Here is a 20,220-nt window from a genome sequence, read left to right as displayed (position 1 = left end):
AATTGCCCTGCAGAAAGTTCCATTTTCGCTTCTTTTCGTCTCTCTTTCGTCTTGCTTTCGTTTTCGGGTGTGATCTAATCAAAAACGAAAGCTGCCGCTCGACTGAACGAGCGGTTTCCGGGGGATGCGTCTGTTGGAGCGTATTTTCGATCTCGCCATCATTGGAGGCGGTGTTAACGGTTGCGGCATCGCGCGCGATGCCGTGGGCCGCGGCAACACGGTTTTCCTGTGCGAAATGAACGATCTGGCGAGCGGGACGTCGTCCTGGTCGACCAAGCTGGTGCATGGCGGCCTGCGTTATCTCGAATATTACGAGTTCCGTCTGGTCCGCGAAGCGCTGATCGAGCGCGAGATCCTCTGGGGCATCGCGCCCCACATCATCCGCCCGCTGCGTTTCGTTTTGCCGCATCACGCCGGACTGCGCCCGGCCTGGCTGCTGCGCCTCGGCCTCTTCCTCTATGATCACATCGGCGGCCGCCATCTGCTGCCGGCGACGCGTTCGCTCGATCTCAGGCGCGACGAGGTCGGCAAGCCGCTGATCCCGAATCGCTACAGCCGCGCATTCGAATATTCCGACTGCTTCGTCGATGACGCCCGCCTGGTCGTGCTCAATGCGCGCGATGCAGCCGACAAGGGCGCCGAGATCCGCACCCGCACCCGCGCGACGGATATCAGGCAATCCGACGGCGTCTGGACCGTCAGCATGGTCGACACGCTGACCGGCGCGCGTTCCCAGATCCAGGCCCGCGCCTTGGTCAATGCCGGTGGCCCCTGGGTCGAGGACGTGCTCGGGCGTGGTGCCGGCGTCAACGCGAAAGCCAAGGTGCGGCTGGTGCAGGGCTCGCACATCGTGGTCAAGAAGCTCTACGACCACGACCGCGCCTACATGTTCCAGAACGCCGACGGCCGCATCATCTTCGTCATTCCCTATCAGGACGACTTCACGCTGATCGGCACCACCGACCGCGACTATGACGGCGATCCCTCCAAGGTGAAGGCAACGCCGGAAGAGATCCAGTATCTCTGCGCGGCCGCGAGCGAGTATCTCGCCAAGCCGGTGACGCCTGAGGACGTGGTCTGGACCTATTCCGGTGTGCGACCGCTCTATGACGATGGCGCCAGCGAAGCCAAGGCCGCGACCCGCGACTATGTGTTCGAGCTGGACACGCCCGGCGGTTCCCCCCTGCTGTCGATCTACGGCGGCAAGATCACGACCTACCGCCGCCTTGCCGAAGAGGCGCTGGAGCGGCTCGCGCCCTATCTTCGCAGTGCGAAAGCACGCGAAGGCTGGACCGGCAAATGGCCGCTGCCCGGCGGTGACATGGACGTTTCCGCCGTCGATGGCCTGATCGCCGAGCTCCAGCGCGGCTACCCTTTCCTGAGCCACGGGCATGCGCGACGTCTCGCACGCGCTTATGGCACCCGCGCCATCAAGCTGCTTGGCGACGCCAAATCGGCGGCCGATCTCGGCCAGGCCTTTGGCGCAACTCTGACCGAACGTGAGGTTCGCTACCTGATGACGAACGAATGGGCGGTGACCGCCGAGGATATCGTCTGGCGCCGCTCCAAGCTTGGCCTGCGTCTATCCGCCGACGAAATTGCCGCACTGGACGACTGGATCAGGACCCAAATTGTATCGCAAAGTCCTCTGCTGGAAGCAGGAGGACGCTCATGAGTGTGACACTCGAGCACGTGACCCGCACCGTCGACGGTGTCGAGCATATCCGCGATGTCTCGCTGACGCTCGAGAGCGGCACGCTCAACGTGCTGCTCGGGCCGACACTGTCTGGCAAGACCTCGATCATGCGGCTCCTCGCCGGCCTCGACAAGCCGACCACGGGCAAGGTGCTGGTCAATGGTAAGGACGTCACGGGTATCGACGTGCGCCAGCGTTCGGTCGCAATGGTGTATCAGCAGTTCATCAACTACCCCTCGCTGACGGTCTACGAGAACATCGCCTCGCCGCTGCGCGTGCAGGGCAAGCCGCGCGAGGAGATCGAGACGCGCGTGGCGGAGGCCGCCAGGCTGTTGCGGCTCGAGCCGTTCCTGAAGCGTACGCCGCTCCAGCTCTCCGGCGGCCAGCAGCAGCGCACCGCGATGGCGCGCGCGCTGGTGAAGGGCGCCGACCTCGTGCTGCTCGACGAGCCGCTCGCCAATCTCGACTACAAGCTGCGTGAAGAGCTGCGCGCCGAGCTGCCGCGCATCTTCGAGGCCTCAGGCGCGATCTTCGTCTATGCCACGACAGAGCCGACCGAGGCTCTGCTGCTCGGCGGCAACACGGTGTGCATGTGGGAGGGCAAGGCGCTCCAGATCGGCGAGACGCCCGGCGTCTACCGCCGTCCCCAGACGCTGCGCGTCGCGCAGGTGTTTTCCGATCCACCGCTCAACCTCGTCGGCATCGAGAAGAAGAACGGCTCCGTGCAATATGCTGGAGGCATCGCCGCGCCGGCGTCCGGCCTCTATTCCTCGCTCGCCGACGGCGCCTATCGCGTCGGTTTTCGCGCCCACCAGCTTGCGCTCGCCAATGGCGAGACTGATCGCCACGCCTTCCATGCCACTGTCACGGTGACCGAGATCACCGGTTCGGAGAGTTTTGTGCATTTGACCCGCGACGGATCGAACTGGGTTGCCGTGCTGCACGGCGTGCACGAGTTCGAGCCGGGTCAGACCATCGATGCAGTGCTCGATCCCAATGATATCTTCGTCTTCGATGCGGCAGACCGCTTGGTCGCCGCTCCGAGCTCGTAAGGGGGAGATGCGCGATGGCCCGCATTGACCTCGTCGATCTCGCCCATTCCTACGGTGGCAATGCCGCGCCGCAGGAAACCTTTGCGCTGAAGCCGGTGACCATGACCTGGCGGCAGGGCGGCGCCTATGCGCTGCTCGGACCAAGCGGCTGCGGCAAGACCACGCTGCTCAACGTGATCTCCGGCATCATCACGCCCTCGCGCGGGAAGATCCTGTTCGACGGCCAGGACATCACACCGCTGTCGACCCAGAAGCGCAACATCGCCCAGGTGTTCCAGTTCCCGGTGATCTACGACACCATGACGGTGGGGGAGAACCTGGCGTTTCCGCTGAAGAATCGCGGCGTGCCCAAGGCCGAAATCGACAAGCGCGTCGCCGAGATCGGCCGTCTGCTCGATCTCGAGCCCTACCTGAACCGCAAGGCGACGCGGCTCACCGCCGACGCCAAGCAGAAGATTTCGCTCGGCCGCGGCCTCGTCCGCTCCGATGTCGCCGCCGTGCTGTTCGACGAGCCGCTGACGGTGATCGATCCTGAATTGAAATGGCAGCTCCGCTCCAAGCTGAAGGCGCTGCATCGCGAGCTCGATCTCACGATGATCTATGTCACCCACGATCAGACCGAGGCGCTGACCTTCGCCGACACCGTCGTCGTCATGCATGACGGTCGCGTGGTGCAAAGCGGCACGCCGGCCGAGCTGTTTGACAAGCCCGCCCACACCTTCGTCGGTTATTTCATCGGCTCGCCCGGCATGAACATCCTGCCGGCCGAGGTGAAGGGACGCCAGGCCAGGGTCGACGGCCATGTCATTGCGCTCAACCGCAGCTACGACAACCTGCCCGTAGGCGCCAAGATCGAGATCGGCGTGCGTCCGGAATTCGTCGACGCGGTTGCGCCGGCGTCCGGCCTGCTCAGCGCAAAGATCGAGCGCATCGACGATCTCGGCCGCATCCGTTTCGCGCGCGTCCGCCTCGGCGAGGCCAGGATCGCGGCGCGTGCGCCGGCCGGCTTCACCGGCTCCGACGGCAAGGCCGGGCTGAAATTCGATCCGGCGCACGTCCACGTCTATGCCGACAGCCGTCTGGTTGAGGGAGCCGCCTGATGGACAAGACCATCAACCAAAAAGCCTGGTTCCTGGTGCTGCCGGTGTTCCTGGTCGTCGCCTTCTCCGCGGTGCTGCCGCTGATGACGGTGGTGAACTATTCGATGCAGGACACGTTCGGCAACAACCAGTTCTTCTGGAACGGCGTCGGCTGGTTCAAGGAATTGCTCGATCCCTCGACCGATCTCGGCGGCCGCTTCCTGGCCTCGCTCGGGCGCAATCTGTTCTTCTCGCTGGTGATCCTCGCGATCGAGGTGCCGCTCGGCATCGTCGTCGCGCTGTCGATGCCGCGGCAGGGCTGGACGGTGGCCGCCTGCCTCGTCACCCTCGCACTGCCGCTGCTGATTCCGTGGAACGTCGTCGGCACGATCTGGCAGATATTCGGTCGTCCCGACATCGGCCTGCTCGGCTATACGCTCAATGCGATGGGCATCGACTACAACTACGTGGCCAACGCAGTCGACGCCTGGGTCACCGTCATTGTGATGGACGTCTGGCATTGGACCAGCCTCGTCGCGCTGCTCTGCTACGCCGGCCTGAAGTCGATTCCCGAGGCCTATTACCAGGCCGCCCAGATCGACGGCGCCTCGCGCTGGGCCGTGTTCAAGGCGATCCAGCTGCCGAAGATGAACCGCGTGCTCTTGATCGCGGTGCTGCTGCGCTTCATGGACAGTTTCATGATCTATACCGAGCCGTTCGTCGTCACCGGCGGCGGCCCCGGCAACTCGACCACTTTCGTGTCGATCGAGCTCGTCAAGATCGCGCTCGGCCAGTTCGACCTCGGCAAGGCTGCCGCGCTCTCGCTGGTCTACAATCTGATCATCCTGATCGTCTGCTGGATCTTCTACACCGTGATGACCAATGCAGGCGTCGAGCGTAAGGCACAGACGGCGAAGCAGCCGGCGGCGGAGCCCAAGCCCGCAGGCGCGCTCCAGCCCGCGCCCGCGCTCAAGCCGAAGGAAGGAGTGGCCTGATGCATTCGATCCCCGGCCGCCGCCTCATCATGGGGCTGTTCCTGATCTTCCTGATGTTGCCGATCTACTGGCTCGTCAACATGAGCTTCAAGACCAACGGCGAAATCGTCTCGACGATGACGCTGTGGCCGCATACCCCGACGCTGCAGCACTACAAGCGCATCTTCACCGATGAGAGCTGGTATTCCGGCTACATCAACTCGCTGGAATATGTGGTCCTCAACACCATCATCTCGATTTCGGTGGCGTTGCCTGCGGCCTATGCGTTCTCGCGCTATCGCTTCCTCGGCGACAAGCACCTGTTCTTCTGGCTGCTGTCGAACCGCATGGCGCCGGCGGCGGTCTATGCGCTGCCGTTCTTCAACCTCTATTCGGCGATCGGCCTGTTCGATACGCCGTGGGCGGTTGCGCTCGCGCACTGCATCTTCAACGTGCCGCTGGCGGTGTGGATCCTCGAGGGCTTCGTCTCCGGCGTGCCGCGCGAGATCGACGAGACGGCCTTCCTTGACGGCTATTCCTTCCCGCGCTTCTTCGTCCGCATCCTGGTGCCGCTGATCGCGAGCGGCATCGGTGTCGCCGCCTTCTTCTGCTTCATGTTCTCCTGGGTCGAACTGCTGCTGGCGCGGACGCTGACCTCGGTGCAGGCCAAGCCGATCGCGGCGATCATGACGCGCACGGTGTCGGCAGCCGGCATGGATTGGGGCCTGCTGGCTGCCGCCGGCGTCCTCACCATCATTCCGGGCGCGCTCGTGATCTGGTTTGTCCGCAACTACATCGCGCGCGGTTTTGCGCTCGGTCGCGTCTAAGGGAGGCAATCATGGAATCCATTGCATGGATGGCCTGGACGCTGCCGACGGCGATCTTCTTCGTCGCGCTCGCTTGCACGCTCGCGGTGATGACGTGGCTCGCGGCTGCTTATCCCGAGGCCGAGCGTGTCGGCGTGCTCAGCATCCCGACCACGCGCGGGGATCGCCTGTTCATCTCGCTGATTCTCGCGGCCGTCATTCACCTGGTGTGGATCGGCCTCGTCGGCACCGACCCGATCGCCTCGGTGCCGATCGGTGAAGAGAGCATCGAGATTTCGAGCCTGTGGCTCGCAAGTGGAATTTCGCTGGCCACGGCCGTGCTCATTTTTCGCACGGTCTGAAGCTCGCGAAAGGGACGGCCAGATCCGGGAGGCAACCCGGGCCTGTATAAAAGTTTGTCGCTGCAACGGAGGAACAACATGCGACAGTTTAGGAGAAGGAAAGGTCCATTGACCAAAATCAGCTTTCTAACCGTATCGAGCGCCGCGGCTATTCTCGCCACCGCGTTCGCTGCCTCGGCGCCGGTCCGCGCCGCGGACGACGCCACGATCCAGAAGTGGATAGCGGAATTCCAGCCCTCGACCCTGTCGAAGGACGACCAGAAGAAGGAGCTGGAATGGTTCGCCAAGGCGGCCGAGCCCTTCAAGGGCATGGAGATCAACGTCGTCTCCGAAACCATCACGACCCACGAATATGAGTCGCAGACGCTGGCCAAGGCGTTCACCGAGCTCACTGGCATCAAGCTCAAGCACGACATCATCCAGGAAGGTGACGTCGTCGAGAAACTGCAGACCCAGATGCAGTCCGGCAAGAACGTGTACGACGGCTGGATCAACGACTCGGACCTGATCGGCACGCATTTCCGCTACGGCCAGACCATCGTTCTGTCGGACTACATGACCGGCGAGGGCAAGGACGTCACGGATCCGATGCTCGACGTCAACGACTTCATCGGCAAGTCGTTCACGACCGCGCCGGACGGCAAGCTCTATCAGCTTCCCGACCAGCAGTTCGCGAACCTCTACTGGTTCCGCTACGACTGGTTCACCAACCCGGACTACAAGGCCAAGTTCAAGGCCAAGTATGGCTACGATCTCGGCGTGCCCGTGAACTGGTCGGCGTATGAAGACATCGCCGAGTTCTTCACCAACGACATCAAGGAGATCAACGGCGTCAAGGTCTATGGCCATATGGACTATGGCAAGAAGGACCCGTCGCTCGGGTGGCGTTTCACCGACGCCTGGCTCTCGATGGCCGGCAACGGTGACAAGGGCATCCCGAACGGCCTGCCGGTCGACGAGTGGGGCATCCGCATGGAAGGCTGCCGCCCGGTCGGCTCTTCAGTCGAACGTGGTGGCGACACCAACGGTCCTGCGGCAGTCTACTCGATCACCAAGTACCTCGAGTGGCTGAAGAAGTACGCGCCGCCGCAGGCGCAGGGCATGACCTTCTCTGAAGCAGGCCCCGTGCCGGCTCAGGGCAACATCGCCCAGCAGATGTTCTGGTACACCGCCTTCACCGCCGACATGGTGAAGCCGGGCATCGCCGTGATGAACGCGGACGGTACGCCGAAGTGGCGTATGGCTCCGTCGCCGCATGGCGCCTACTGGAAGGAAGGCATGAAGCTCGGCTACCAGGACGCCGGCTCCGTGACGCTGTTGAAGTCGACCCCGGCGGATCGCCGCAAGGCAGCCTGGCTCTATCTCCAGTTCATCATCTCCAAGACGGTGTCGCTGAAGAAGAGCCATGTCGGTCTCACCTTCATCCGTGAATCCGACATCTGGGACAAGTCGTTCACGGAGCGTGCGCCGAAGCTCGGCGGCCTGATCGAGTTCTACCGCTCGCCCGCGCGCGTGCAGTGGACCCCGACCGGCAACAACGTGCCTGACTATCCGAAGCTCGCGCAGCTGTGGTGGCAGAACATCGGCGATGCGTCGTCGGGTTCGAAGACGCCGCAAGCCGCGATGGATGCGCTGGCCGCTGCCCAGGACTCCGTGATGGAGCGTCTGGAGAAGTCCGGCGTGCAGGGCAAATGCGGTCCGAAGCTGAACAAGAAGGAGTCGGCCGAGTACTGGTTCGCCAAGGCCGAGAAGGACGGCACCATCGCGCCGCAGCGCAAGCTCGCCAACGAGAAGCCGAAGGGCGAGACGGTTGACTACGACACGCTGATCAAGTCGTGGCCGGCCAGCCCGCCCAAGCGCGCCTCGCTGCAGTAAGCAACGTCTCACAACGACGACGAAAGGCCGGGAGCAATCCCGGCCTTTTTGTTTTGGTGCTCTGCTGCTTCCACTTTGTTGTTGGTGCTTTCCGCAATCTCGGTGTCATCGCCCGACTTGGTCGGGCGATCCAGTATTCCAGAGGCAGGCGTGGGATACGGAGAGGCTGCGGCGTACTGGATTCCCCGCTTTCGCGGGGAACAACAGCGGAGGTTTGGGCACATCCCGCAATGCAGGGCTTCGAAGCGATACCCCCCGCTTGACTCCCCGTCCCATCGAATTCATGATCAGCATAATGCGATTGAAGTAATCGTACTGCGATTACATGCGCAAACGGTTTGGGCCGGCACCGGCCCGTCCCGGAGGTCGGTAGATGCCCTTGATCGAGGCGTTCAGGCAGTTGCTGGGCGACACGGCCGTGCTGACGCGGGAGGAGGATCTCGCCGCTGTCACCGAGGATTGGCGCGGCCGGTTTCAGGCGCCGGCGCTCTGCGCGGTGCTGCCGTCGACCACCGAACAGGTCGCCGCCATCGTCCGTCTCTGCGTCGCCCATGATACGCCGGTGCTGCCGCAGGGCGGCAACACCAGCCTGTGCGGAGGCGCGACGCCGTCGGGGCAGGGCAAGCCACCGGTCATCGTCGCGCTGACGCGCATGCGCCGGATCCGCTCGCTGGATCCCGTCAACAACACCATGGTGGTCGACGCCGGCTGCGTGCTGGCGACCGTTCAGGAGGTCGCCGCGTCCGCTGGTCGGCTTTATCCGGTCAGCCTCGGCGCCGAAGGCTCCTGCCAGATCGGCGGCAATATCGGCACCAACGCCGGCGGCACCGGCGTGCTCCGCTACGGCAACACGCGTGACAACGTGCTCGGGCTGGAAGTCGTGCTGCCGGATGGCTCGGTCTGGGACGGCCTTTACGCGCTGCGCAAGAACAACACCGGCTACGACCTCAAGCATCTCTTTATCGGCTCGGAAGGCACGCTCGGCATCATCACCGGCGCAGTGCTGAAGCTGCATCCGCTGCCAACCGCGGAGTCGGTCGCCTGGCTCGCGGTCGACAGTCCGCAGGCCGCGCTCAAGGTGCTCGGCCTGTTCCAGGCGTCGTGCAACTCGCGGCTTTCCGCCTTCGAGCTGATGAATGCGAAGCAGATCGAACTCGTGCTCGAGCAGGTGCCGGGCCGGCGCTGCCCGGTCGCGGAGATCGACACCTGGCACGTCCTTGTCGAACTCTCCGACACCGGCGAGGCCGCCGCGCTCGCGGCGACGATGCAGACGGTGCTCGAGCAGGCGCTCGAGGCCGGGCTTGTCCGCGACGGCGTGGTCGCCACCAGCGAGGCCCAGCGCAAGGCGATGTGGCTGGTACGTCACAGCGTGTCGGAAGCCAACAAGAAAGCGGGCGTCGGCCTGACCTCGGATACCGCGGTGCCGGTCTCGACCGTGCCCGATTTCATCGACCAGGCCATGGCAGCCGTGCGCGCGATCGTGCCGGATCTGCCGTTCATCATCGTCGGCCATATGGGCGACGGCAACATCCATCTCATCCCCTTCTTCAGCTTCGCCGAATGGGACGCGCTGCCGAACCGCGACGAGACTGCGCAGCGGATCCGCCGCGCCATGAACGATGTCGCCAGTTCCTTGCGTGGCACCTTCAGCGCCGAGCATGGCGTCGGGCGGACGCTGACCGGCGAGATGATCCGCTACAAGCCGCCGGTCGAGCTCGCTCTCATGCGCGCCGTGAAACAGGCGTTCGACCCGTCGGGCCTGTTCAATCCCGGCCGCGTTCTGCCGCCGTCATCGACGACCGAGGTGGCCGCAACTTCGCTGACCAATGCAACATCGTAGAGAGGGGACTGACATGACCAACGCATCGAAGCTCATTACTTCCCGCCGTCGTCTGCTGCTTGGCGCCGGAGCCGTCGCGCTGGCCGCGCCCTCAGTCTGGTCGCCGTCGCGCGCCGCTGGCAAGCGCATCGTCGTGCGCGACGATGGCGGCATCTACACCAAGGCCTACGGTGCGGTGTTCTACCGTCCGTTCACCGAAGCGACCGGCATCGAGGTCGTCGGCGTGCAGGCCAATGCCGAGCCGGTCGCGCAGATCAAGACCATGGTCGACACCAAGAACTATACCTGGGACATGGCCAAGATCTCCTGGCCTGCGATTGAGATCCTGACCACCGGCGGCAAGCAATATCTGGAGAAGCACGGTCTCGAATCCGAGCCGGTCGTCAAGTCGATCCCGGCTGAATTTGCTTCGCCCTACGGCGTCGCCACCAACGTCTACACCACCGTGCTGGCCTACCGCACGGATGCCTTCAAAGGACGCAAGGCGCCGCAGTCCTGGGCTGATTTCTGGAACGTGGCGGAGTTTCCGGGGCGCCGCGCGGTGCGCAAGCATCCGTTCGACACGATCGAGCAGGCGCTGATGGGGGCGGGCGTGCCCACTGCGCAGGTCTACCCCTGCGATCTCGACAAGGCCTTTGCCTCGCTCGACAAGATCAAGTCGCAGGTCGCGGTGTGGTGGACCAGCGGCGCGCAGGTCGAGCAGATGCTGACCTCGGGCGAGATCGATCTGCTGCCGACCTGGGTGTCGCGTCCCCAGGCCGCGCAAGCAGCCGGCGCGCCGGTCGAGATCGTCTGGAATCAGGGCATCTGGGGCGGCGACAATTGGTCGATTCTATCAGGCACGCCCAATGCCGATGCCTGCCGCGACTTCATCAAGTTCGCCTCCGATCCGAAGCGGCAGGCGGCGCTGGTCGAATATTTCCCGGCTGGCCTGACGCAGCCGGAGGCTTTCAACTACGTGAAGCCGGAGGTCGCGAAGAACTGCCCGACCTACCCTGACAACATCAAGGCCGGGCTGAAGATCAACGCCAAGTACTGGCTCGACAACCAGGCCGCCGTCATCGAGCGCTTCAACAGCTGGATCCTGGCTTGATCGGGTCAAACGGATCGGAGCGGCCCGTGATCTCGTCGAGCCTGTGCATTCGTGAGCTCTGCAAGCGCTACGGCGATTTCGTGGCCCTGGCGCCGACCAGCCTCGACGTCGCCAAGGGTGAATTCCTCACCCTGCTCGGCCCGTCGGGATCAGGCAAGACCACGCTGCTCAGCCTGATCGCCGGGCTCGCCCAGCCCGACGAGGGACAGATCCTGATCGACGATGCCGACGTCACGCATAGCCCGGCCTATGACCGCGACATCGGCGTCGTGTTCCAGAACTACGCTCTATTTCCTCACATGACGATCGAGGACAACATCGCGTTTCCGCTGAAGATGCGAAAGGTGTCGGATGCGGAAGCACGCCGGCGCGCTGGCGAGGCGCTGGAGACGGTACGCCTGCCGCACGTCGCAAAGCGCTATCCGCGCGAGCTGTCCGGCGGCCAGCAGCAGCGTATCGCGCTGGCGCGCTGCATCGTCTATCGCCCTGCGATCATCCTGATGGACGAGCCGCTCGGGGCGCTCGACAAGAAGCTGCGCGACCAGATGCAGCTCGAGATCAAGCGCATCCATCGCGAGCTCGGCACCACGATCGTCTATGTCACCCACGACCAGGAAGAGGCGATGACCATGTCGGATCGCATCTGCCTGATGAATGCGGGTGCGATCGAGCAGCTCGGTACGCCGCAGGATCTTTACTTCCGGCCGCGCTCGCTGTTCGTCGCCGACTTCCTCGGCGAGTCCAACCTGCTCAGCGCCACCGTGCGTGGCGTCGACGGCGAGGGACTCGACATCGTCCTCGCCGAGCAGCTTGCGGCCTCGCGTGCGGTCGGCAATGGCTCGCGTTTCGCCGCCGGCGAGCCTATCAAGGTCATGGTGCGCCCGCAGAACCTCGTGGTGGGCGAGGGTGGCCAGCTGTCCGGCCGGCTCACCGACGTGATGATCAGCGGCAGTCTGACGCGGCTCTACATCGCGCCGGAGGCTGCGGGCCTGCCCCAGCTCGTGGCCGCGCATCCGACCCGCAGCGGCTCTCCGCCCTACGAGATCGGCCAACGCCTGTCACTCGGATGGCATGCGGCGGATGCCGTCGCGATCCATGAGGGGAAGGGGATCTGAGCTTGGCCACCACGCGCGCGCTATCGCAGAGGCTGGCCTGGACGCGGGCCGCGATGGGCGCGCCGCTGGTGCTGCTGCTCGTGCTTTTCCTGGTCTATCCCGTCGGCCAGCTGCTGCTGCTCAGCGTCTATGGCGACAATGGCTTCACGCTCGCGCAATATCGCCAGCTGTTTGCTTCGTCGGTCTATCTCGACGTTCTCCTGATCACCCTGAAGATCTCGCTGGTGACGACGCTGGTCTGCGTCGTCACCGGCTATCCGATCGCCTATCTGATCTCGGTCGTCGGCAAGGAGCGCAAGGCGACGCTGCTGTTCTGGGTGCTGCTGTCGTTCTGGACCAGCTTTCTGGTTCGCGCCTTCGCCTGGATCGTGCTGCTCGGCCGCAACGGCGTCATCAACAAGCTCCTGCTCTCGCTCGGCATCATCTCGAGCCCTGCGAGCCTGCTCTACAATTTCGGCAGCGTCCTGGTCGGCATGGTCAACGCGCTGCTGCCGCTCGCGGTGCTGACCATGCTTTCGGTGATGGAGAACATCGACCGCAATCTGCCGCGCGCCGCCGCCACGCTCGGGGCGCGTCCGGGCATGGCGTTCTGGAAGATCTATTTTCCGCTGTCGCTGCCCGGCGTGGCCGCTGCCGGGATCATGGTGTTCGTCACCGCGATCGGCTTCTTCATCGTGCCTGCGCTGCTCGGCGGGCGCCGCGAAACCATGATCACGCAGCTCATCATCGACCAGGTGCAGCAGACCATGAACTGGGGCTTTGCCGGTGCGATCTCGGTGCTGCTGCTGGTCGTCGTCCTCATCGTCTTTGCCGCCTATGACCGGCTGCTCGGCCTGTCGACCATGACCGGCGCATCGGCGCCGCGCAATGCCAAGCCGTCGCGCCTGTCGGGCCCGGTCGTGCGGGCAGGCGATGCGCTGCTCACGCTGCTCGGCGCGATTTCCGACCGCATCATTCTGCTGCTGTCCTCGCGCCGCCGCGACCGTCACCCCGATAAGGCTGGCCTCGGCTTGCAGGCCTTCGTCTGGACCATGCTGCTCATCATCAGCGCGCCGACGATTCTGATGATCCCGCTATCGTTCGGCAATGGCGGCCTCAATTGGCCCCCACAGGGCTTTACCCTGCATTGGTACGAGACGGTATTGAGCTCGCCGGTCTGGACCCAGGCCATGCTGCGCTCGCTGCTGGTCGGCATCGGCACGGGGCTGCTCGCCATGCTGATCGGCACGCCAGCCGCGTTCCTGCTGGTGCGCAGCGACATCAGCGGCAAGGCGGCGTGGCTCGCCTTCATCCTGTCGCCGATCGTGGTGCCGCGGATGATCATCGCGGTCGGCCTGTTCTATGTGTTCGCGCGCATCGGCCTCGTCGGCAGCGCCGTCGGTCTCGTTCTCGGCCACACCGTCGTCGCGGTGCCCTACGTGGTCATCACCATGATGGCGGTGCTGCGCAATTACGACACGCGGCTCGATCAGGCCGCGCAGAGCCTCGGGGCGCGTCCGCTTGCGACGCTGCGCTACGTCACGTTCCCGATCCTCGCTGCAGGCATGATGTCGTCCTTCCTGTTTGCGTTTGCGACCTCGTTCGACGAGCTCACCATCGCGCTGTTTGCCACCGGCGGCCTCAATGCGACGCTGCCCAAACAGTTCTGGGACGAGGTGACGCTTCAGGTCTCGCCCGTGATCGCCGCCGTCTCGACCTGTCTGTTCGTTTTCATGGGGCTTCTCATCTTCGTCGCCGAACGCCTGCGCCGGCGCGCTGCCGCGAGATAGAAGCGCCGCCGTCAAACCAGAGGTTCTAAAGTGATGCTCACTGCCATCAGTCTCCGCGGCCTGTTCCCGGCCATTCCGACCCCGGTCAAGGCCGACGACACCATCGATGCCGGCGCGGTCTCTTCCATGTTCACCTGGCTCAACAAGCAGGGCATCGACGGCGTGGTGCCGCTCGGCGGCACGGGCGAATATGGCGCGCTGGCCAGATCCGAGCGGATCAAGATGGCTGGCCTGTCGGTGAAGGCGATGGCGGGCAAGGGCCCGGTCATCGCCGGCGTGCTCGACACCGGCTTCCACGATGCCTTGCAGGCCGGCCGCGAATTCGCAGCCGAGGGCGTGGACGGCCTGCTGGTTCTCACGCCATATTATACCAATCCGACTCAGGCGGGCGTTCGCGACTATTTCCTGCGCTATGCCGATGCCTCGCCGGTGCCTATCCTGATCTACGAGATTCCCTATCGCACCCGGATCGCGATCGAGCCCAAGATCCTGCACGAGCTCTCCAGGCATCCCAACATCATCGGCATGAAGGCCTGCAATCTCGACATGTACCATTTCCTTCAGGTCGTGGCCGGCGTCGACGAGAGCTTTGCGGTGCTGAGCGGCGAGGACAGCCTGTTTCCGTTGCATCTCGCAGCGGGCGCGAAGGGCGGCATCATCGTCACCGCGTGCCTGTTGCCGCGCGCCTGGCGTCAGATCTTCGAGACGGCGACGGCAGGCAAGACGGGGGAGGCGTTGAGCCTGCATCGCCGCCTGATCCCGCTGATGAACATGGCGTTCGCCGAGACCAATCCGGGACCGATGAAGGCGGTGATGGACATGGTCGGCGTCGAGGCGCCGCGCATGCTGGCGCCGCTGGTGCAGCCGGCGCCGGCGCTGGTCGCCTCCTTGCGCGCCGAGCTCGGCCGGCAGCTGGCGATCTCGGAGGGTATCGCATGAGAGGGTGGCAGCATGGCGCATAGCAGCCGCGCGAGCGGCGGCCGGCCTGTAAAGGCAAAGGCCGTCAAGGCGAGCGGGAAAACCAGCGTGAAGACGACGGACAAGGCCGACGAGCCGCGCTCGTCCTTGTTCGTCGGCTCGACCGAAAAGGCGTTCCAGGTCCTGCATGCCTTCGACGGGCCGCAGCGTTACATGACACTTGCTGACATCGCGCGCGCCGCCAATCTCGACCGCAGCGCCACCCAGCGCCTGGTCTACACGCTTGAGACCCTCGGCTATCTCAAGCGCATCGAGGGCACGCGGAACTATGGCCTCACCTCGAAGGTCCTGCAGTTCTCCCATAGCTATCTCAAGGCCAACGAACTCGTCGACAAGGCCTCGCCCTATCTGCTCGACATGAGCCGCAATCTTGGCGAGACCTGCAACCTGCATGAGCTCGACGGCCACGAGGTCGTGTTCGTGGCGCGCTTTCCCGGGCAGCACCTGATCCATATCGATTTCGTGATCGGAAGCCGGCTTCCGGCCTACTTCACGGCTTCCGGCATAGCCATCCTGGCGGCCCTTCCTGAAGCAGAGCAACAGGACCTCTTGAAGCGTACGCGGCTTGAGCCGCTCACGCCTTACACAATTACGGATCCTGTCAAGCTCGCAGAGCAGGTGCACCTGGCCGCCAAACGCGGCTATTCGATCCAGATCAACCAAAGCGTCATGGGCGACATTTCCGTTGCGGCGCCGATCATCGACGAGCACGGGCGGCCTATCGCTGCGGTCAACATCTCGGTGCCCACGACGCGCTGGACCACGGAGCGTGTCGAGGCCGAGCTCGTTCAGCACGTTCACGTCGCCGCAACCTCGATCTCCAAGTCCAAGTTCAAACGCTACGCGGCCTGAAACGCCGATGCCGATGCTGCTCAATGCCAGCGACTATCGCAGCCGCGCGCGACAATTTCTCCCGCGCGGGCTGTTCGAGTATATCGATCGCGGCTCCGAGGACGAAACCGCGCTGGCGCGCCTGCGTGACTCGCTCGACGCCATTACCTTGCTGCCCGCGGTCCTGACGGGGCGCGACAGAAGCGATCTCCACACGGTTTTGTTGGGCCGGAGGATCGCTGCGCCCCTCATTGTCGCGCCGACGGCGCTCGCTGGTCTTGTTTCGTATGACGGGGAGACGAAGCTTGCCCGCGCGGCCTCGCGCATCGGCATTCCCGTCTGCATCTCGACGCAATCGGTGACATCAGTCGAGGCGATCCGGCGCGGCGCGCCGGATGCCCTGCTCTGGTTCCAGCTCTATGTCTGGCGCGATCGCGCCTTGACCGCGCGGCTCCTGGAGCGTGCGAGTGCCTGTGGCTGCGACAACCTGCTCGTCACCGTCGATACGCCGGTCTCGCCGAACCGGGAGTATAATGAACGCAACGGTTTTGGCATTCCCTTCAAGCCGCGGCTGCGCAGCATGATCGACGTGGCACTGCATCCCGGTTGGCTGTTCGGGGTTCTCGCGCGCTATCTCATGGGCGAGGGTGTTCCGACCTACGGCCACTATCCGGATGCATTTCGCACCGCCATCACCCGCGCTGACATCGCCGAGTCGGTCCGGATCGAACCGCACCTGAGCTGGGACGATATGCGCTGGCTGCGCGAGATCTGGCCGGGTAAACTCACCATCAAGGGCGTGCTCGCGGTGGACGATGCTGAAAAGGCGGTCGAGATCGGTGCCGACGGCATCGTGGTCTCGGTTCATGGCGGGCGCAATCTCGATTGTCTGCCGCCTCCCGCGGACTGCATTCCGGCGATTGTGGCTGCCGTGAAGGGACGTCTGACGATTCTGGCCGACAGCGGCGTCCGGCGCGGCACCGACGTCCTCAAATATCTTGCGCTCGGCGCGGAAGCCGTGCTTCTCGGTCGCTTGCCGCTGTGGGGACTTGCGGCCGGGGGAGAGGCTGGCGCCGAAGCCGTCCTGCGCATGGCCCTGCGCGAGATGGATACCGCGATGGCTTTCCTGGGAGCGCATTGCGTTCCGGCCTTGCGGAATGGGCGCGCGAGCGAGCAACCGAACTAAGATCAACTCCAACATTTTGGAAAGCCGCCATGTCCGTCAAATCAGCACCGCAGACGCATACCGCCAATGCCGATCTTGCCGGCGAAGTCGACAGGCTTCTCGCCGAACTCGGCGTCAAGCGCTCCGACTATACGGAGGGCAGCATCCTCGTTCGTACGCCGATCACTGGCGGGATCATCGGCCGCGTCGCGGAGATCGGCGCAGCCGAAGCTGCCGGTGCGATCGAGCAGGCGCACGCGGCGTATCTCGGCTGGCGGCTGGTGCCGCCACCCAAGCGAGGGGAGCTCGTGCGGCTGTTCGGCGAGGAGCTCCGCGCCAGCAAGGAGGCTTTGGGCCGGCTGGTGTCGATCGAGGTCGGCAAGATCGTCTCCGAGGGTCTTGGCGAGGTTCAGGAAATGATCGACATCTGCGATTTCGCGGTCGGCCTGTCGCGGCAGCTCTACGGCCTGACGATCGCAACCGAGCGTGGCGAGCATCGCATGATGGAAAGCTGGCATCCGCTTGGCGTCACCGGCATCATCTCTGCGTTCAATTTTCCGGTCGCCGTGTGGGCCTGGAACGCAGCCCTGGCGCTGGTGTGCGGCAACAGCCTCGTCTGGAAGCCGTCCGAGAAAACACCGCTCACCGCGCTTGCGACACACGCCCTGTTTGGGCGTGCGGTCAAACGCTTCAACGAAGCTGGCGGGGATGCGCCGCAGGGGCTTGCGGCAGTGCTGTTTGGCGGCCGCGAGATCGGCGAGGTGCTCGTCGACCATGCGAAGGTGCCTCTGGTCTCGGCGACCGGGTCCACGGCGATGGGACGCGCGGTCGGTCCGCGGCTCGCCAGTCGGTTCGCCCGGGCGCTGCTCGAGCTCGGCGGCAACAACGCCGCGATCGTCGCGCCGACGGCCGACCTCGATCTCACGCTGCGCGGCGTTGCCTTTGCCGCGATGGGAACGGCGGGACAGCGCTGCACGACGTTGCGCCGCCTGTTCGTCCACGAGAGCATCTATGACAGCTTTGTGCCGCGCCTGAAGCAGGCCTATGCGTCCGTCACCGTCGGCTCTCCGCTGCAAGGCGGTAACCTGGTCGGTCCGCTGATCGACGGCGCGGCCTATCGCGCGATGCAGAGTGCGCTCGAGGCTGCGAGCGCTGCCGGAGGTCAAGTCCAAGGTGGCGAGCGCATCGCCATCGAAGGGGCGGCCGACGCTTACTATGTCCGCCCGGCGCTGGTCGAGATCGCGACGCAGACCGGACCGGTGAAGCACGAGACCTTTGCGCCGATCCTCTACGTGATGAAATATCGCGATTTCGATGCCGTGCTCGAATTGCATAACGCCGTTCCGCAGGGGCTGTCGTCGTCCATCTTCACCAATGATCTGCGCGAAGCGGAAACATTCTTGTCGGCGCGTGGCTCTGATTGCGGCATTGCCAACGTCAATATCGGCCCATCCGGCGCGGAGATCGGAGGCGCCTTCGGCGGCGAGAAGGAGACCGGCGGCGGACGCGAGTCCGGATCCGACGCCTGGAAGACCTATATGCGGCGGGCGACCAACACCATCAATTACGGCCGCACGCTCCCGCTGGCTCAAGGCGTCAAGTTCGACGTGGTGTGAGGACGCGGCGTACTGTCATGCCCCATCCCCGTGCGCAATTGCGCACCAGGCGGGGCATGACAGCGTTCGCGTGGGAACCTACTCCGCCGGCTCGGCCGCCAGCGTCGGATAGTCCGTGTAGCCCTTGGCGCCGCCGCCATAGAAGGTGTTCTTGTCCCAATCGTTCAGCGCTGCGCCCTGCTTCAGCCGCTCGACCAGGTCGGGGTTGGAGATGAAGGGCTTGCCGAAGGCGATGAGATCGGCCGCGTTCGCGTCCAGAACCTTGGTGGCGAGATCGAAATCGTAGCCGTTGTTGGCGACATAGGCACCGGCGAAGCGCTTGCGGATGCTTGCATAGTCGAACGGGGCGACGTCGCGCGGACCGCCGGTGGCACCTTCCACGACGTGGAGATAGACGAGCTTCAAGGCGCTGAGTCCGTCGACGATATGGTCATACAGCGCCTGCGGGTTGGAATCCGAGATGTCGTTGGCGGGCGTCACCGGCGAGATGCGGATGCCGGTGCGGTCGGCGCCGGCCTCGGCCGCGACGGCCTTGGAGACCTCAAGCATCAGCCTGGCACGGTTCTCGATTGAGCCGCCATAGGCATCGGTACGCTTGTTGGCGCCGTCCTTGGCGAACTGCTCGAGCAGATAGCCGTTGGCGCCGTGAATCTCGACGCCGTCGAAACCGGCCTCCAGCGCGTTCTTCGCAGCGCGCTTGAAATCGTCGATAATGCCTGGAATTTCGGAGAGTTCGAGCGCGCGGGGCTCGGAGACGTCGGCGAAGGTGCCGTTCACAAAGGTCTTGCCCTTGGCGCGGATCGCGCTCGGCGCCACCGGCGCTACGCCACCGGCTTGGAGATCGACATGCGAGATGCGGCCGACATGCCAGAGCTGGATGAAGATCTTGCCGCCGCGCTCATGCACCTTGTCGGTGACCTTGCGCCAGCCGGCGACCTGGTCCTTCGAGTAGATGCCGGGGGTGTCCTGATAGCCCTGGCCCTGCTGCGAGACCTGGCTCGCTTCGGTGATCAGCAGGCCTGCGGAAGCGCGTTGGCCGTAATACTCGGCGGCGAGCGGGGAAGGGACGAAGCTGCCGGGCGCGGCCCGGTTGCGCGTCAGCGGCGCCATCACGAGGCGGTTGGCCAGCGTGATCGGGCCGAGCTTGTAGGTCTCAAACAATTTGGTCGAACGGCTCATTGAGGATGATTCCAGAGGTTAAGGGGTCTGGAACACTTGTGCATTGCGACATCGGGCGCAAGAGACGAGCCATACGGAAAGTGCAGGCGAGCTGCGCGGCAGGCTCCGCGCAGCATATTTCGTGTGCAATTTCGGCCACGGCAGCGGAATTCCGCTACGCGGTGGTCGATCCAGCAATCAGTTGGCGCCGAGGAAATCGCGTTTACCGATCTCGACGCCGTTGTGGCGCATGATGCCGTGAGCGGTCGTGGCGTGGAAATAGAAGTTCGGCAGCGAGACGGCGCTGAAGAACTGCTGGCCCTTGAGCGTCATGGTCCGGTCGGGGCCCGCCGGGAAGGTCACGTCCTTGGCCTCGGCGCCCTCGAACTGCTCCGGCTTGAACGATTTCACATAGTCGATCGTCTTCGCGAGCCGCTGCTTCAGCTCCTCGAAGGTTTTTTCCGTGTCGGGCATCGAGGGCAGCTCGCTATGGGTCAGCCGGGCGCAGCCCTTGGCGGCAAAATCGCTGGCGAGCTGGATCTGCTTTGACAGGGGCAGCATGTCCGGGAAGAGGCGCGAGCCGAGCATGACGCTCGGGTCGATCTTCTTGGCCGCGCAATGTGCCTCGGCCTTGGTGAGCAGGCCGATCAAGCTGTTCAGCATTTGCAAATAGGCGGGAACGACAGCGTCATAGAAGGACATGTGATGCTCGCTTTAATGGTGGGAATCTCAGGCGGAAAACCTGAGCCACTCACATGGGAACCTCATGGAATAATACAATCGCGAAAACCGCTTGTGCGGTGCGAAAATT

17 protein-coding genes are annotated in these 20,220 nt (G+C 64.3%); 15 read left to right on the top strand and 2 right to left on the bottom strand.

Annotated features, from left to right (window positions below):
- The first annotated feature begins 124 nt into the window (after positions 1 to 124).
- From glpD to amaB, 15 genes are all read left to right on the top strand, one after another.
- Entirely contained in the window at positions 125 to 1,675 is a 1,551-nt protein-coding gene (gene glpD, locus XH80_RS18265; RefSeq protein WP_220003941.1) for a glycerol-3-phosphate dehydrogenase, read from the top strand.
- On the top strand, positions 1,672 to 2,748 hold the full coding sequence (locus XH80_RS18260) for an ABC transporter ATP-binding protein (protein WP_271599748.1): 1,077 nt from the start codon (positions 1,672 to 1,674) through the stop codon (positions 2,746 to 2,748). The genes glpD and XH80_RS18260 overlap by 4 nt, the downstream gene beginning before the upstream one ends.
- 14 nt (positions 2,749 to 2,762) lie before the next feature.
- The gene (locus tag XH80_RS18255) at positions 2,763 to 3,848 is read left to right on the top strand and encodes an ABC transporter ATP-binding protein (protein WP_271599747.1); all 1,086 of its coding nucleotides are present in this window, start codon (positions 2,763 to 2,765) and stop codon (positions 3,846 to 3,848) included.
- Positions 3,848 to 4,822: a carbohydrate ABC transporter permease gene (locus XH80_RS18250; RefSeq protein ID WP_220003938.1), complete on the top strand. Its 975-nt coding sequence runs from the start codon at positions 3,848 to 3,850 to the stop codon at positions 4,820 to 4,822. The genes XH80_RS18255 and XH80_RS18250 overlap by 1 nt, the downstream gene beginning before the upstream one ends.
- The gene (locus XH80_RS18245) at positions 4,822 to 5,628 is read left to right on the top strand and encodes a carbohydrate ABC transporter permease (protein WP_057757005.1); all 807 of its coding nucleotides are present in this window, start codon (positions 4,822 to 4,824) and stop codon (positions 5,626 to 5,628) included. The genes XH80_RS18250 and XH80_RS18245 overlap by 1 nt, the downstream gene beginning before the upstream one ends.
- An 11-nt stretch (positions 5,629 to 5,639) precedes the next feature.
- The gene (locus tag XH80_RS18240; protein ID WP_220003937.1) at positions 5,640 to 5,969 is read left to right on the top strand and encodes a DUF2160 domain-containing protein; all 330 of its coding nucleotides are present in this window, start codon (positions 5,640 to 5,642) and stop codon (positions 5,967 to 5,969) included.
- Positions 5,970 to 6,047: 78 nt separating this feature from the next.
- The gene (locus tag XH80_RS18235; protein WP_220003936.1) at positions 6,048 to 7,844 is read left to right on the top strand and encodes an ABC transporter substrate-binding protein; all 1,797 of its coding nucleotides are present in this window, start codon (positions 6,048 to 6,050) and stop codon (positions 7,842 to 7,844) included.
- Between the two features lie 373 nt (positions 7,845 to 8,217).
- Positions 8,218 to 9,684 (top strand): FAD-binding oxidoreductase, encoded by a 1,467-nt coding sequence (locus XH80_RS18230; protein WP_271599746.1) that lies wholly within the window; start codon positions 8,218 to 8,220, stop codon positions 9,682 to 9,684.
- A gap of 13 nt (positions 9,685 to 9,697) precedes the next feature.
- Positions 9,698 to 10,777 (top strand): ABC transporter substrate-binding protein, encoded by a 1,080-nt coding sequence (locus XH80_RS18225; protein WP_271599745.1) that lies wholly within the window; start codon positions 9,698 to 9,700, stop codon positions 10,775 to 10,777.
- 26 nt (positions 10,778 to 10,803) lie between these two features.
- Positions 10,804 to 11,892: an ABC transporter ATP-binding protein gene (locus tag XH80_RS18220; protein WP_220003933.1), complete on the top strand. Its 1,089-nt coding sequence runs from the start codon at positions 10,804 to 10,806 to the stop codon at positions 11,890 to 11,892.
- 2 nt (positions 11,893 to 11,894) lie between these two features.
- Positions 11,895 to 13,661, top strand: a complete 1,767-nt coding sequence (locus XH80_RS18215; protein ID WP_271599744.1) for an ABC transporter permease subunit — start codon at positions 11,895 to 11,897, stop codon at positions 13,659 to 13,661.
- Between the two features lie 33 nt (positions 13,662 to 13,694).
- On the top strand, positions 13,695 to 14,600 hold the full coding sequence (dapA, locus tag XH80_RS18210; RefSeq protein WP_271599743.1) for a 4-hydroxy-tetrahydrodipicolinate synthase: 906 nt from the start codon (positions 13,695 to 13,697) through the stop codon (positions 14,598 to 14,600).
- Between the two features lie 87 nt (positions 14,601 to 14,687).
- Positions 14,688 to 15,491, top strand: a complete 804-nt coding sequence (locus XH80_RS18205; RefSeq protein ID WP_271599742.1) for an IclR family transcriptional regulator — start codon at positions 14,688 to 14,690, stop codon at positions 15,489 to 15,491.
- 7 nt (positions 15,492 to 15,498) lie between these two features.
- Positions 15,499 to 16,656, top strand: a complete 1,158-nt coding sequence (locus tag XH80_RS18200) for an alpha-hydroxy acid oxidase (RefSeq protein WP_271599741.1) — start codon at positions 15,499 to 15,501, stop codon at positions 16,654 to 16,656.
- 29 nt (positions 16,657 to 16,685) lie between these two features.
- The gene (gene amaB / locus XH80_RS18195; RefSeq protein ID WP_220003930.1) at positions 16,686 to 18,251 is read left to right on the top strand and encodes an L-piperidine-6-carboxylate dehydrogenase; all 1,566 of its coding nucleotides are present in this window, start codon (positions 16,686 to 16,688) and stop codon (positions 18,249 to 18,251) included.
- Positions 18,252 to 18,329: 78 nt separating this feature from the next.
- Here amaB and XH80_RS18190 read toward each other — a convergent pair whose 3' ends face one another.
- Positions 18,330 to 19,430: an alkene reductase gene (locus tag XH80_RS18190; protein WP_220003929.1), complete on the bottom strand. Its 1,101-nt coding sequence runs from the start codon at positions 19,428 to 19,430 to the stop codon at positions 18,330 to 18,332.
- A gap of 177 nt (positions 19,431 to 19,607) precedes the next feature.
- A complete protein-coding gene (locus XH80_RS18185) occupies positions 19,608 to 20,111 on the bottom strand; it encodes a DUF1993 domain-containing protein (RefSeq protein ID WP_220003928.1) in 504 nt (167 codons plus the stop codon).
- Positions 20,112 to 20,220 lie beyond the last annotated feature (109 nt).

Source organism: Bradyrhizobium sp. CCBAU 45384 (assembly GCF_028128665.1).
GTDB lineage: Bacteria > Pseudomonadota > Alphaproteobacteria > Rhizobiales > Xanthobacteraceae > Bradyrhizobium > Bradyrhizobium manausense.
The sequence above is the reverse complement of the archived record's forward strand: the minus strand, read 5'-3'. Positions and strand labels throughout refer to the sequence as shown.

Excerpts from the sequence above, each read along its gene's own strand:
- glpD (WP_220003941.1), top strand. The coding sequence starts at position 125 with ATGCGTCTGTTGGAGCGTATTTTCGATCTCGCCATCATTGGAGGCGGT.
- dapA (WP_271599743.1), top strand. The coding sequence starts at position 13,695 with ATGCTCACTGCCATCAGTCTCCGCGGCCTGTTCCCGGCCATTCCGACC.
- XH80_RS18260 (WP_271599748.1), top strand. The coding sequence starts at position 1,672 with ATGAGTGTGACACTCGAGCACGTGACCCGCACCGTCGACGGTGTCGAG.
- XH80_RS18200 (WP_271599741.1), top strand. The coding sequence starts at position 15,499 with ATGCCGATGCTGCTCAATGCCAGCGACTATCGCAGCCGCGCGCGACAA.
- XH80_RS18240 (WP_220003937.1), top strand. The coding sequence starts at position 5,640 with ATGGAATCCATTGCATGGATGGCCTGGACGCTGCCGACGGCGATCTTC.
- XH80_RS18225 (WP_271599745.1), top strand. The coding sequence starts at position 9,698 with ATGACCAACGCATCGAAGCTCATTACTTCCCGCCGTCGTCTGCTGCTT.
- XH80_RS18255 (WP_271599747.1), top strand. The coding sequence starts at position 2,763 with ATGGCCCGCATTGACCTCGTCGATCTCGCCCATTCCTACGGTGGCAAT.
- XH80_RS18235 (WP_220003936.1), top strand. The coding sequence starts at position 6,048 with ATGCGACAGTTTAGGAGAAGGAAAGGTCCATTGACCAAAATCAGCTTT.
- XH80_RS18230 (WP_271599746.1), top strand. The coding sequence starts at position 8,218 with ATGCCCTTGATCGAGGCGTTCAGGCAGTTGCTGGGCGACACGGCCGTG.
- XH80_RS18190 (WP_220003929.1), bottom strand. The coding sequence starts at position 19,430 with ATGAGCCGTTCGACCAAATTGTTTGAGACCTACAAGCTCGGCCCGATC.
- XH80_RS18185 (WP_220003928.1), bottom strand. The coding sequence starts at position 20,111 with ATGTCCTTCTATGACGCTGTCGTTCCCGCCTATTTGCAAATGCTGAAC.
- amaB (WP_220003930.1), top strand. The coding sequence starts at position 16,686 with ATGTCCGTCAAATCAGCACCGCAGACGCATACCGCCAATGCCGATCTT.
- XH80_RS18250 (WP_220003938.1), top strand. The coding sequence starts at position 3,848 with ATGGACAAGACCATCAACCAAAAAGCCTGGTTCCTGGTGCTGCCGGTG.
- XH80_RS18245 (WP_057757005.1), top strand. The coding sequence starts at position 4,822 with ATGCATTCGATCCCCGGCCGCCGCCTCATCATGGGGCTGTTCCTGATC.